Source organism: Bacillus cereus group sp. MYBK108-1, from assembly GCF_051917185.1.
In the GTDB taxonomy this organism is placed as follows: Bacteria; Bacillota; Bacilli; order Bacillales; family Bacillaceae_G; genus Bacillus_A; species Bacillus_A cereus.
On the sequence record NZ_JBQAHZ010000011.1, the window covers coordinates 72,475 to 85,538 of the forward strand.

Consider the following 13,064-nt stretch of genomic DNA (forward strand, 5'->3'; position numbering starts at 1 on the left):
GTGGTGATGAACAAAACTCCACTGATTAAAGTTTCACTTTATCCTTGTAATTCTTTTTTGATATTCTCTGTTAATGTAGCCATACGCTTGCGGCTTTCTTCACGCTCACGTTTATTTTGTTCTTCAATTTGTTGTGTTTCTTGCATACCTCTTGAAATAATGTTCCAAGTTTCCTCAAGTGTTTCCATCTTAATACTAGAAGAACCTGATAATCTCGCTACTTCTACACTTTGCGTTGCGATATTTTGTGCATTTTTCTTAAGTAATTCATTTGTACGGCGATCCAGTTCAGCCATAGAATCTGCAACAAGCTTTTGGCGCTTGGCATTTACCGCTTGAATGATACCATTTTTAAAGATAGGAATCGTTGTAATAAATGCTGTATTGATTTTACCAATTAATTTATTATTACCACGTTGAATCATACGAATTTGTGGTGCTGTAAGTAACGCAACCATACGTGCTTTTTCTAAATCGTCAATACGCTGTTCTAAAATTTCAACAGAGTTTTTAAGCGACTCTAATTCAATACCTGCTAATTGATCATTATTACGTACACGCTCTTCATACATCGGAACTAACTCTGTATTTAAACGCTCTAATAACATTTCTCCTGCTACTACGTACTTCTCTAAGTCTAAATAATATTTTAAGTTTTGCTCATACAAGCCATCTAACGTACCAATTGATTTTTTCATCTCATCTTGGTACTTCGTAATTTCCACATAAACTTTATCAATTTCGCGGCCCATCGTTTGATATTTACTAAAGATTTGTTCTATCATTTTATCCGCTTTTTTGAACATACGTGAGAAGAAACCACTTTTTTCTTCCGCAAAGTCTTTACTATCAAATCGGTCCATAATTTTACCAAGCTGTTTTAATAATTCACCAGAATCTTCTATCTTTGATAATGACATTGTATGTAAAATTTGATCAGCAAAACGTGAAATTTCCATAGAAGGTTCTTTTCCAAGTTCAATTAATTCTAATTGATCTTTAATATCTACCGCATTATAAATACGTTGTACATCCGCATCTTGTCTAAGTTGTAAGCGAACATCTTGTGCTGTTTGTTCATTTAATTCTGTTTTCGGATCTAGTACGACTGGGTTATTCATATGGTATTCTCCCTTTCCTTATAAAAATGGACGAAATAGTCCTTTTATTGTTTGTGATAAATTTTTATAGGCTGATGAACCATGAAACTCAAGATCGAAATTAACCTCTTCAAGCCAATGTGAATCAAATGCCCCCGCTTCAATATACGGTTCAATATCGTTTCTTCCCGTTGGATTGAAATGGAATACATCTACTCCAATTTGATTCAAAAATAGTAATAAAACAGCATCAGAACGAGTTAATTCTCCGCTCTTCTCATTATTAAATATAACAATTTTCGGTATATCTTGTGAATAATCAAATTTCTCAAGCTGTTCTAAAATATTCGGTGGTATTTGAGAAAGTTGCGCGAAAACATATAGCGCTACATCTTGTTTCGTCTCTTTCGCAATTGGTTTACACATTTCACTTTCACACGTATGGATAATCGCTTCTGCAATTCCATGCTGTAAACCTTCCGGTAAACGCTTATGCGGCCACCAATGGCTATTCATAATTAGATCAGGATGCAATTTTCCAGCTCGGTCCAATGCATCTCGATAATGATATTGGAAGTTTGCTTTTTGCTCTTTCGTAAACGGGAATGTATTAATTAATAAACTGTTATCAAATGATGTAACAGCCTTTAATCGTTGAAAATATTCTTTATCATTCTTTGAAACGCCTGATATTTTCGCAAATAAAGAAGGAATATAAATATGTTTATTTTCAACAAAGAATGTTGGGCGTACAAATGCCTTTTCTTTCGTAATTAAAAAGAGTTCATCATATGTCGTTTTTAACGTACGAGCTACAGGCGTATAGGAACGGAATTGCCACGGCTTGTACAGCAGTGAATTATCGTGGTGAAGTACTTGTTCAATTTCTTTCGAAGCTTGATACGCTACTGTTGCAACACGCTCACGGCGACGATCAGGGAATGGTTCAAGCGAAATGCGACTTGAATGAGATACAACAAAAGTTCTTCCCTCTTCATCAATATTTTCAAATCCATCTTTTCCTTCTGGGTGATAATAAAGCACATCACAACCGAGCATAATAAGAAAGTATAAGAAATATATACGGCTTTCCTGTGCATCACCGTACCAAATGATACGCGGCATTTGTTTCTTATAATTAATCGTAGAGAACCACTTCGCTACGTAATTTTCGCTTAGTTTAATTATGTCGATTAAGAAACGACGGAAGCCTTCTGTCTTTAACGACTGATTATGTTGCTTCTCATATAATTTCAATAGTGAAATAAACGTCGTATGTATGTAATGCTGTAAATCAGGATTGTCTACTTTCGGTAAAAGTTGTTTCCCAGATAAGTGTGCAACTAGCCTATTTACTGTCAGACCATTTGGTGCTTCTTGATGTAATCCGAACACTTCTTGAATATGACGAAGCTTTTCCGAATCAATCACTTTGTTTAAATTTTGTTCGTGTAAAACTTCGATTCCTTTCGCTTCACTATAATCAAACAGTTCATTAAAATATTCATCTACATCATTAGGAACACCAAGGATTCGACATGCTATATAACTAAATTTCATCTCATTCTCTGTCAGCTCATATTGTGGGCGTTTTTCTAAAAGCGTTTCAAATTGCTTTAAATCTGATTCATCTTTTAATGCATATGGTTGAAGTGTAAAACGTGAAAACACAACAGTTCACCTCCAAAAACATTTACGTTTTTTCTAAGTCCTTCTTCTATTATAAACTATTTTTGGTTATAAAAAATGGGCGCTCGCAAAACGAGCAAACCCATTTCAATTATTTATTGTCTTCTTTAGTAGCTGCAACTTCTTCTCTAGCTTGTCCAGAATTCTTCATGTAGTGAAGTATAAATGTTGCTCCAAATGCTACAACTAAAATAATAAAGAATAGTGTATGACTAATCTCAATCTCGATTAAAGACAGTAACATTTTTGCTGCAATAATTAAGATTAAAATGTATGCTGTCGTTTCAAGCTCTGGAATACGCTCTAACAATTTTAAGAATACACCAGCAATACCGCGCATCATTAAAATACCTAGCATTCCGCCTAATAGTAAAATCCAAACTTCATTAGATACACCAAATGCAGCAAGTACGCTATCTACAGAGAATGCGATATCCATTAATTCAACCATCGCAACTGTTCCCCAGAAGACACCAAACATTCTAAAGAGAATACTATTTTGATTCATACCGTGAGCTTCGTCTTCTTCACTTGCACCTTTACGCTTATCAATAAAGTATTTTACTGATAACCAAGCAAGGTAAAGTGCACCAAGAAGTTTTACCCACCATAATTTAATTAAGAACATTCCGATTCCAATCGCAATAAAGCGGAACACATAAGCTCCAATAAGTCCATAGAATAATGCTTTTTTACGTTTTTCTTCCGGAAGATGTTTTACCATTACCGCTAACACAAGTGCGTTATCAGCAGATAATAATCCTTCAAGTACAACAAGTGTACCAATTAATCCCCAAGATACTGGATCCTGCAACACTTTAATCCACATGTCCAAGTCGAAAAACTGAGCATACGTATCAAGGATTCCTTGCAAAATACTCATCTTACCTTTATCCCCTATTCTTTGCTAGATTTATAGAAAGGTCAAAAAAAGGAAACGAATATCGTTTCCTTTCTATGCATCCAAGCCATACGCTCTTACAAGCGCACCTAAACCACCTTGGAATCCACTTCCTACTGCATTAAACTTCCACTGTCCATTATGACGGTATAATTCACAAAAGACAACTGCTGTTTCGATGGAGAAATCTTCCCCTAAATCAAAACGAAGAACTTCTTCACTCGTTTCTTCATTCGCTAAACGAACAAACGCATTTCCTACTTGCCCAAAGTTTTGACTACGGCCTTCTGCATCATAAATCGTAACTGTAATAGCAATTCTGTGCACATCTGCTGGAACTTTCTTCAAGTCCACAACAAGTTGCTCATCGTCACCTTCACCTTCACCTGTACGGTTATCTCCTGTATGTAAAACAGATCCACAAGGAGACTGTAAATTATTATAGAAGATAAAATCAGTTTCCTTCGTACATTTTCCGTTTGCATCTAATAAAAAGGCAGATGCATCTAAATCGAAATCGGCTCCGCCGTCATAAGATTTAATATCCCATCCAAGACCAATTACTGCTTTTGTTAAACCAGGGCTTGTCTTACCTAAATCGATTTTCTGGCCTTTTTGTAATTGAATAACCATCTATATTCACCTCTATATTTTTATCTTTAAAAATATATCCATCAGTAAACATACATTTCACCGATGGATATATAAATCAAATCTATTACTCTACATCTAAACCAAAGTTATTACATAGAGACGCTAATCCACCTTGGAATCCACTTCCGATTGCATTGAATTTCCAATCACCTGCATGACGATATAATTCACCTACTACTACGGCTGTTTCAATAGAGAAATCTTCTCCTAAATCGTAACGAATTAATTCTGCATTCTTTTCTTCATCAAGAATACGTACGAAAGAATTAGAAACTTGTCCGAAGTTTTGGCTACGGCCTTCTCCATCATAAATTGTAATTGTGAAACAAATACGTTCGATGTGAGCAGGAACATTTTTCAAATCTACTTTAATCGCTTCGTCATCGCCTTCACCTTCACCAGTGCGGTTATCTCCTAAATGCTCTACAGCACCATTCGCACCTTTTGGATTATTATAGAAAACGAAATCTTCAGCTCCTGAAACTTTACCATTCGCGCCTACTAAGAAAATACTAACATCTAAGTCAAAATCGTTTTGTCCGTCATAACGATTCGTGTCCCAACCAAGTCCTACAAGAACTTTCGAAAGACCTGGATTCGTTTTTGTTAAGTCTACCTTTTGTCCCTTTTTCAATGAAATTGATGCCATATACAATTCCTCCTCGTTTATTTTATTGATAACGTGATACAATCTCACTTAAGTTTTTATCTTGCGTGCCTTCTCCAACTGCTGAAAACTTCCATTCACTTCCGTGACGATACATTTCACCTGCAATTAGAGTTGTTTTGCCAGCATAATTATCCGATAAATTATAGCGTGCTAATTCTTCACCAGTTTGCGGGTTTTGAATACGAATATATGCATTACGAATCATCCCGAAATCTTGACGACGATTTACACAGTCATAAATATTTACAACGAATACTAAACGATTAATACGGCTTGGAACTTTATGTAATTCTACGAAAATTGTTTCGTCATCACCAGCGCCTTCACCTGTTAAATTATCTCCTGAATGAATAATACTACCACAAGTAGAAAGTTTATTTCCGAAGTAAACTAAATCATTTTTGTTTAAAAAACGATCTCCTTCTAACATAACAACAGATGCATCACAATCTACATTTGGTTTACTTCCAAATAATGAAGACAGAAATCCACCTGATTGCCCAATTGGATCCCAGCCTAAGCCAACCTGTAGTTTCGCTACTTTTGGTTGTCCTTTCGTTAAATCGATCTTTTGACCTTTTTCTAAAATAATAGGCATGAAGTTTCTCCCTTTCTACAAAGCATTTTCCGAATCGGAAAATATTGTATTCTTCTCTTATATTGTAGCATTATTTACCTAGCGATAAAAAGGATAAATTCTCAGTTATATGAAAACATTCATATAATTTACTTATGATGATGTAAGAAGTGGTAAATAGCACCAATCATTCCTGCACAATTACCGTTTTGCGCAAGTTCAATCTCACAATTATTATAAATCTCTTGATTTAAGTATTTACTGACCTCTTCTTTTACTTCTTTTAAAAACTCATTTCCTCTATCAGTAATTCCTCCACCAATAATAATCGTTTCTGGATTAAAAATATAAGCAAGATTACTAATTCCGATTGCCAAATGTTTAAAGAAAATCCCAACTGCTTGAGCAACTTCCCGATCTCCTTTATCATACAACTCGAAAATTCTTTTCCCATTCCACTTGCCTTTGCCTTTATATTTGCTTACAAGTCGAATTAATCCTGAAATCGAAGCAACCTCTTCAAACGTTTTTCCTTCTATTAACATATTCCCCCATTCACCAGCACTAAATGAATGTCCTCGGTACAATTTTCCATCTATAAAAATTGCTCCCCCAATCCCTGTTCCAAGGGTGAGCATAATAAAGTTATCTTTCTCTCTTCCACTACCATTCCACTTTTCTCCAAACGCTGCACAATTCACATCATTGTCAATCGATACTGGAACTTTTAATATCTCTTGCAATCTATCAATAATAGGAATAGTACTATATCCCGGAATATGATCCGCACCTCCCGTCACAATTCCTTTATTAATATCAACAATTCCCGCAGTGCTAATACCGATTCCGGTAATAGTATGTTCATTCATTATTTTTTTGGATACATATATAAGTTTTTGAATAATTTGTTCTCCGCCTAAATGAATTTCTGTTGCAACTGTTTGACGCTTTAATACTCTCCCTATTTCTGAAACAATACCATACTTAATTTGCGTACCGCCAATATCAAACGCTATATACTCTTTCATCTGCTGCCACTTCCTCTACCGTTATGAATGTAAATTCTCCCCCTCTACTATTTGTAGGAAATCTACATTAACTCTTTTCTGCTTTGACAAATACACCACCTTTTTCTATATATAGTTTTTTTTGCATAAAACTCTTTTTCCTAAGAAATATTACAAAGGGATGTATTTTAGATGGAACATTAATTTCTTAGGAGGAAAACCATGACGAAAATCTTCATTTTAGCATCAACACTCTCTTTATCTTTTTTTAGCGGTTTAAATATCGGTAATGCTACAACTGAAAATTTCCAGCCATTAACAAACGCTATTGTACAAAATAGCGATCATTTTGCAGAAGGAAACTCAAAGGATAATAATATACCTCCAGGAAATAACGGTTCTCAGGACGATACTGGTTCTGGTGACAATGGTTCTGGCGGTAACGGTTCTGGTGGTAGTGGCTCTGACGGCAGCGGTTCCGGTGGCAATGGTTCTGGTGGCAACGGCTCTGGCGGCAGTGGCTCTGGTGACAACGGTTCTGGCGGTAATGGTTCCGGCGGTAACGGTTCTGGTGGCAATGGTTCTGGCGGTAACGGTTCTGGCGGTAACGGTTCTGGTGGTAGTGGCTCTGACGGCAGCGGTTCCGGTGGCAATGGTTCTGGTGGCAATGGTTCTGGCGGCAGTGGCTCTGGTGACAACGGTTCTGGCGGTAATGGTTCCGGCGGTAACGGTTCTGGTGGCAATGGTTCTGGCGGTAACGGTTCTGGCGGCAATGGCTCTAGTGGCAATGGTTCTGGCGGTAACGGTTCTGGCGGCAATGGCTCTGGTGGCAATGGTTCTGGCGGTAACGGTTCTGGTGGTAACGGTTCTGGCGGCAATGGCTCTCAAGGGGGCAATCGTGTTAAAGGTGATAGCAGTTCTCAAGGGGGTAATGTAAAAGATAATACGAAAAAACAAGGTGATAAATTACCTAATACTGCAACGCATTACCCTATATCTATTTTAATGGGGCTTTCAACATTCCTAATTGGTATGTTACTGTTTATTCGTCGTAAAAACGTAAAATAAGAACAACATCCTTCCATCTAAAAAGTACATGAAATACTGTATAAAACCAAAAAGGGCTTTGGATTGCATTTTATTATGCAGCCCAAAGTCCTTTTTATCCCCTATCAAAAGAGTATTAATATGCTTTTCCCCAATACACCATTTGTTTAGCTTCTTTACCACAACAAATACATTCTTCAACTAAATGCTCTTGCTCAAAAGGCATACAACGTGAAGATACTCCCACCTCTTCTTTTAGTTTCTCTTCACAAGCCAATTCCCCGCACCACATCGCTTTAATAAAGCCTTGCTTTTCGTCAGCTACTTTTTTCATCTCTTCGAAATTTGTCACAGCATACGTATTCTCATCGCGAAATGCTTTTGCTTTATTAAATAAAGCAATATGAATTTCTTCAAGTAATGCTGGAATACGTTCTTCTAATTGATCCATTGGTACAAACTCTTTTTCCTTCGTATCTCTTCTTACAAGTACAACTTGATTCTTTTCAATATCTTTAGGGCCAACTTCTAATCGAATTGGAATCCCCTTCATTTCATACTCATTAAATTTCCAGCCTGGTGTTTTATTACTAGCATCTATTTTTACTCGTGCAACCTTTTGAATATGTGCTTGTAACTCTGTTGCTTTTGCTAAAACTCCTTCTTTATGCTGAGCAATTGGTACAATAACAACTTGCACTGGAGCGACTTTTGGTGGCATTACAAGTCCATTATTATCACTATGAACCATTATTAGCCCGCCTATCATTCTTGTTGATACACCCCAAGATGTTTGGTGCACATATTGCCACTTACCGTTACGATCTAAAAACTTAATATCAAATGCTTCTGAGAAATTCGTCCCAAAGTTATGAGAGGTTCCTGTTTGAAGTGCTTTTCCATCATGCATTAAACTTTCAATTGTATAAGTTGCCTTTGCTCCAGCAAACTTCTCTTTTTCTGTTTTTTGTCCTTTAATAACTGGTATTGCTAAATAATCCTCACAGAAAGAAGCATATAAGTTTAAAATATTTAATGTTTCAGCCTGCGATTCTTCTGCCGTTTCATGGATTGTATGACCCTCTTGCCATAAAAATTCAGTCGTACGAAGGAACGGCCTAGTTGTCTTCTCCCAACGAACTACTGAACACCACTGATTATATAACTTTGGCAAATCATTATAGGATTGCACAATTTTTGAAAAGTGCTCACAGAATAAAGTTTCAGATGTAGGACGTACACAAAGTCTTTCCGCTAACTTTTCATCTCCACCATGCGTAACCCATGCTACTTCAGGAGCAAATCCTTCAACATGATCCTTCTCTTTTTGCAATAAACTCTCTGGGATAAACATTGGCATATATACATTTTCATGGCCAGTTTCTTTTAACTTCTCATCCATCACCTTCTGCATATTCTCCCATAAGGCATAACCATACGGACGTAAAATCATGCATCCTTTTACACTTGAATAATCAACAAGTTCGGCTTTTTTTACAATATCGGTATACCACTGCGCAAAGTCCTCTTCCATCTTCGTAATGGCTTGCACTTGTTCTTTTGCCATAGTCAGTCTTCCTCCTTCTAGAAAATACAAAAAAGCCCGCGTCCCTAAATAGGGACCGAGCTTTGTCGGCGTTACCACCCTGATTCATGCACAAAAATTGCGCATGCTCTCTTTTTGATAACGGGAAATTCCCGCTGCATATGCAGAACTCAAAGGCAGGTTCCATATTGCCTTTTTAAGAATCTTTCAGCCTGACGGATTCTCTCTCTGCTAAAAAGGTTGAACATGTACTAGTCCTTTTTCATCGTTATAACGAAATAAATTTGTTGATTATCATAATACAAATTCTTTTTTAAAACAATAGCTAATTTTCTTATTTTTATATATTCTTTTCATTTTTTGCAGTTTTATACGTAGCTTTTCCGCGTAATTTTCACAAGTTGATGTGCAATCATACCGATAAGTGTACCAAGTAGGACGAAGAAACCAATAAATCCATATCCCATTCCTTCCCACCCACCAATAACAATCATTGTAACGGGAAAGGACGCTAAGCAAAGAAGTATTAAACTAAGTGCAAATATAATATCGAACTGTTTGTCTGGAAACCGTTTCTTTAGTAAATATGAAATAGCAAATACAAGGATAATCGTGATTCCGCCAATGATGTAAAAGATACCAAATCCATCTAACCAATCCATAGTGTTTCCTCCTTCCATAGATTCCCTTATACTTAATTATATGTTTAATTTTTCTGAAAATAAATAATAAATTTTCACATAAAAATATATTTTTATTACTAGGTATTAATAGTAATATATAAGAATAGGTTTTATATAATCAGGAGGGAACTTTATGGATAAAGCATTAACAAACCATGTCATTATTTTATCATTCGACTGTTTATCAGCTTTAGATTTTCCTATACTACAAAAACTACCTCATTTCCAATCTCTAATAAAAAAGGGCACGGTTGTCGAAAAAGTAGAACCAATTTATCCTTCTGTAACATATCCAAGCCACTCAACAATCGTAACCGGTAATTACCCTAACAAGCACGGTGTTGTTAGCAATACGTTACTTCAACCAGGGCGTGAATCACCTGATTGGCATTGGTACCGAAAATCAATAAAAGGAACAACATTGTATGATGAAGCGCGCAAAGCAAATTTAACGACAGCTGCCCTTCTATGGCCTGTTACTGGAAGAGCGAACATCGATTACAATTTACCAGAAATTTTTCCAAATAGACCTTGGCAAAATCAAGTGTTAGTTTCCTTATTTAGCGGTAGCCCACTATACCAATTAGATTTAAATCGTCGTTTCGGCCATATAAGAAATGGTTTATCACAACCAGAGCTGGATGATTTCGTCCTCGCCTCTGCTGTGCATACAATCCAGACGAAAAAGCCTAATATCATGTTCGTACATTTCACCGATCTAGACACACAAAGACACTATCACGGCTTTGAATCTAACGAAACAATAGCTGCTATCCAGAGACACGACGAACGTCTAGGGAAAATTATTCAAGCACTAAAAGAAAGTGACTTATACGAAGAAAGTACAATTATTGCCCTTGGTGATCATAGCGCTTTAAGTGAAAACAAATCCATACAATTAAATGTGCTATTCCATCAAAGAGGACTTATATCTCTTAATAAAAAAAGAAAATTAGTAGACTGGAAAGCCTATTGCCAAAGTTGCGACGGCTCTGCCTATATATATGTAAAGGACAAAAATGATACGGATACAATTCGGGAGGTACAACTACTCCTTGAAGAACTACTTCAAAATAAACAAAACGGAATTGAATTTATACTTCATGATGAAGCTGCGAAAGACTGCGGTGCAGACGGTAATTGTTTATTTATGTTAGAAGCACAAGAGGGGTATTATTTCACTGAAAACTATACAGGAGATTTTATAAAAGAAATTACTGCAAAAGATGTTACGCCTAGTAAAAAATATACATTTGGTACGCATGGATACTCTCCAACAAAACCTAACTATGAAACAATTTTTATCGCTGCTGGGAAAGGAATAAAAAGTGGCGTTACCGTCCCGTATATGAGACTTATTGATGAAGGTCCAACTATCGCTAGACTACTCGGTTTACACTTAGGTGAAACAGACGGAGCAATTGTAGAGGATTTACTCCAATTGTAAAGAACAGTGTATATATGTAAAAGTTATGTAAAATTCATCACTGTTTCTCTTTTTATAATTTTTATTTTTGTACACTGTTAGTAAAATAAATTTAAGGGGGAACATTATATGAAAAAAATGTCCAGACAAGAAAAAAGCTGGATATTATACGATTGGGCGAACTCTGTATACTCGCTCGTCATTACAACTGCATTATTTCCAATTTACTTTAAAGCAGCTGCAAAAGAAGCGGGTTTATCTGGGGCAACTTCAACAGCATATTGGGGATATGCAAACTCATTCGCAACACTTTTAATTTCTATACTTGCTCCTATTCTTGGCACAGTTGCTGATTATAAAGGATTTAAAAAACGTTTTTTCACATTCTTCTTTGGACTCGGTATCGTATTTACAAGTATGTTAGCAGTCGTTCCAACCTCTCAGTGGTACTTATTGCTAGGGTGCTATATGCTCGCCTTAATCGGCTTTGCTGGAGCAAACATTTTCTATGATGCATTTTTAGTAGACGTCACTTCTGAAGATAGAATGGACCGAATTTCTACAAGAGGATTTGCATTAGGTTATATCGGGAGTACAATTCCTTTTATCGGTTGTATCGCTCTTATTATTCTTTCCCAAAAAGGAACTATTCCCTTATCGGTCGGCATTGCTAGTCAAATTTCCTTTGCAATAACAGCTCTTTGGTGGGGATTATTTACAATTCCAATGCTAAAAAACGTAGAGCAAACGCACTATATTGAACGTCATCCAAGACCTATTAGAATGAGCTTCAAACGCCTTGCTGATACTTTTAAAAATATTAAAGAATATAAAACTGTATTTATGTTTCTAATCGCTTACTTTTTCTATATTGACGGAGTCGATACGATTATTACTATGTCTACCGCTTACGGAACCGATCTCGGTATTAGTGCAACGAATCTATTAATCATATTATTTGTAACACAAATTGTCGCTTGTCCATTTGCTTTACTATATGGAAAACTATCTGAAACATTTACTGGTAAAAAAATGTTATATGTCGGTATCATTATTTATATCATTATTTGCACATATGCTTATTTCTTAAAAACGACACTTGATTTTTGGATTTTAGCAATGTTAGTTGCTACATCTCAAGGTGGTATTCAAGCACTAAGTCGTTCATACTTTGCAAAACTAGTACCAAAAGAATCTGCAAATGAATTCTTCGGATTTTATAATATATTTGGCAAGTTTGCCGCGATTATGGGTCCAGTATTAGTCGGTGTTACAACCCAATTAACAGGAAAAACAAACGCTGGTGTTCTTAGTATTATTGTTCTGTTTATTATCGGAGGATTTTTACTAACTAGAGTTCCAGAAAATAATACATCCGTTACACCACCTAGTCCAAAGACTAAAACGCTATAAGAAAAGATCCTCTTCTCATAAGAAGAGGATCTTTTTTATTTTTAAAGGTGCGACTTATAATGAACGACTCTACTGCTTGTACAAAAATAATTTATCAACAGTTGTTTCTAATACTTCAGCTAAACGGAATGCTAACGCTAAACTTGGATCATATTTATTATTCTCAATTGCATTTATCGTTTGTCTAGAAACCTTACATTTATCAGCTAATGCGCCTTGTGAAATATTATTTTCAGTGCGTAATTCATAGATTTGATTTTTCACACCATTGCTCCTAACCTGTAAAATCGTTTTTACAACATCAGTATATAATTGGCTCATATAGTTGTCAAAAGTTCCTCAAAGAAAAAG

At 36.0% G+C, this 13,064-nt stretch carries 13 protein-coding genes and 1 other annotated feature; of the genes, 3 read left to right on the forward strand and 10 right to left on the reverse strand.

From position 1 onward, the window contains the following. Positions 1-38: 38 nt before the first annotated feature. The 7 genes from ACTFSL_RS16715 to ACTFSL_RS16745 all read right to left on the reverse strand — a co-directional run bounded on the left by ACTFSL_RS16715 (position 39) and on the right by ACTFSL_RS16745 (position 6,619). On the reverse strand, positions 39-1,121 hold the full coding sequence (locus ACTFSL_RS16715; protein ID WP_001064409.1) for a toxic anion resistance protein: 1,083 nt from the start codon (positions 1,119-1,121) through the stop codon (positions 39-41). Positions 1,122-1,139: 18 nt separating this feature from the next. Further along, entirely contained in the window at positions 1,140-2,771 is a 1,632-nt protein-coding gene (locus ACTFSL_RS16720; protein WP_440042075.1) for a YceG family protein, read from the reverse strand. A 109-nt stretch (positions 2,772-2,880) separates the two neighbouring features. Beyond that, on the reverse strand, positions 2,881-3,672 hold the full coding sequence (locus ACTFSL_RS16725; RefSeq protein ID WP_000025704.1) for a TerC family protein: 792 nt from the start codon (positions 3,670-3,672) through the stop codon (positions 2,881-2,883). 72 nt (positions 3,673-3,744) lie between these two features. Continuing rightward, a complete protein-coding gene (locus ACTFSL_RS16730; protein ID WP_000236643.1) occupies positions 3,745-4,323 on the reverse strand; it encodes a TerD family protein in 579 nt (192 codons plus the stop codon). 85 nt (positions 4,324-4,408) lie between these two features. Then, positions 4,409-4,993, reverse strand: a complete 585-nt coding sequence (locus tag ACTFSL_RS16735) for a TerD family protein (protein WP_000146726.1) — start codon at positions 4,991-4,993, stop codon at positions 4,409-4,411. 22 nt (positions 4,994-5,015) lie between these two features. Further along, a complete protein-coding gene (locus ACTFSL_RS16740) occupies positions 5,016-5,612 on the reverse strand; it encodes a TerD family protein (protein WP_001121586.1) in 597 nt (198 codons plus the stop codon). A 128-nt stretch (positions 5,613-5,740) separates the two neighbouring features. Then, positions 5,741-6,619 (reverse strand): ROK family protein, encoded by an 879-nt coding sequence (locus tag ACTFSL_RS16745; protein WP_000666120.1) that lies wholly within the window; start codon positions 6,617-6,619, stop codon positions 5,741-5,743. 201 nt (positions 6,620-6,820) lie between these two features. On the opposite strand from ACTFSL_RS16745, the gene ACTFSL_RS16750 reads away from it, so the two are divergent. Beyond that, complete coding sequence (locus tag ACTFSL_RS16750) at positions 6,821-7,666, forward strand: LPXTG cell wall anchor domain-containing protein (RefSeq protein ID WP_440042077.1); 846 nt, start codon at positions 6,821-6,823, stop codon at positions 7,664-7,666. 115 nt (positions 7,667-7,781) lie between these two features. Here ACTFSL_RS16750 and proS read toward each other — a convergent pair whose 3' ends face one another. Continuing rightward, positions 7,782-9,212 (reverse strand): proline--tRNA ligase, encoded by a 1,431-nt coding sequence (proS, locus tag ACTFSL_RS16755; RefSeq protein WP_440042078.1) that lies wholly within the window; start codon positions 9,210-9,212, stop codon positions 7,782-7,784. 47 nt (positions 9,213-9,259) lie between these two features. Further along, positions 9,260-9,466: a binding site (T-box leader), on the reverse strand. A gap of 93 nt (positions 9,467-9,559) precedes the next feature. After that, positions 9,560-9,853: a YesK-like family protein gene (locus ACTFSL_RS16760; RefSeq protein WP_000383850.1), complete on the reverse strand. Its 294-nt coding sequence runs from the start codon at positions 9,851-9,853 to the stop codon at positions 9,560-9,562. Between the two features lie 154 nt (positions 9,854-10,007). Here ACTFSL_RS16760 and ACTFSL_RS16765 point away from each other — a divergent pair, with 154 nt between their 5' ends. After that, a complete protein-coding gene (locus tag ACTFSL_RS16765) occupies positions 10,008-11,321 on the forward strand; it encodes an alkaline phosphatase family protein (protein WP_440042080.1) in 1,314 nt (437 codons plus the stop codon). 108 nt (positions 11,322-11,429) lie between these two features. Further along, the gene (locus tag ACTFSL_RS16770) at positions 11,430-12,713 is read left to right on the forward strand and encodes an MFS transporter (protein WP_000738812.1); all 1,284 of its coding nucleotides are present in this window, start codon (positions 11,430-11,432) and stop codon (positions 12,711-12,713) included. A 69-nt stretch (positions 12,714-12,782) separates the two neighbouring features. Here the strand turns inward: ACTFSL_RS16770 and ACTFSL_RS16775 are convergent, their stop codons facing one another. Then, on the reverse strand, positions 12,783-13,034 hold the full coding sequence (locus ACTFSL_RS16775; RefSeq protein WP_440042081.1) for a helix-turn-helix transcriptional regulator: 252 nt from the start codon (positions 13,032-13,034) through the stop codon (positions 12,783-12,785). Positions 13,035-13,064 lie beyond the last annotated feature (30 nt).

Bases quoted from the DNA above. Each gene is read 5' to 3' on its own strand.
- ACTFSL_RS16715 (WP_001064409.1), bottom strand. From the start codon at position 1,121: ATGAATAACCCAGTCGTACTAGATCCGAAAACAGAATTAAATGAACAA.
- ACTFSL_RS16725 (WP_000025704.1), bottom strand. From the start codon at position 3,672: ATGAGTATTTTGCAAGGAATCCTTGATACGTATGCTCAGTTTTTCGAC.
- ACTFSL_RS16730 (WP_000236643.1), bottom strand. From the start codon at position 4,323: ATGGTTATTCAATTACAAAAAGGCCAGAAAATCGATTTAGGTAAGACA.
- ACTFSL_RS16735 (WP_000146726.1), bottom strand. From the start codon at position 4,993: ATGGCATCAATTTCATTGAAAAAGGGACAAAAGGTAGACTTAACAAAA.
- ACTFSL_RS16740 (WP_001121586.1), bottom strand. From the start codon at position 5,612: ATGCCTATTATTTTAGAAAAAGGTCAAAAGATCGATTTAACGAAAGGA.
- ACTFSL_RS16745 (WP_000666120.1), bottom strand. From the start codon at position 6,619: ATGAAAGAGTATATAGCGTTTGATATTGGCGGTACGCAAATTAAGTAT.
- ACTFSL_RS16750 (WP_440042077.1), top strand. From the start codon at position 6,821: ATGACGAAAATCTTCATTTTAGCATCAACACTCTCTTTATCTTTTTTT.
- proS (WP_440042078.1), bottom strand. From the start codon at position 9,212: ATGGCAAAAGAACAAGTGCAAGCCATTACGAAGATGGAAGAGGACTTT.
- ACTFSL_RS16760 (WP_000383850.1), bottom strand. From the start codon at position 9,853: ATGGATTGGTTAGATGGATTTGGTATCTTTTACATCATTGGCGGAATC.
- ACTFSL_RS16765 (WP_440042080.1), top strand. From the start codon at position 10,008: ATGGATAAAGCATTAACAAACCATGTCATTATTTTATCATTCGACTGT.
- ACTFSL_RS16770 (WP_000738812.1), top strand. From the start codon at position 11,430: ATGAAAAAAATGTCCAGACAAGAAAAAAGCTGGATATTATACGATTGG.
- ACTFSL_RS16775 (WP_440042081.1), bottom strand. From the start codon at position 13,034: ATGAGCCAATTATATACTGATGTTGTAAAAACGATTTTACAGGTTAGG.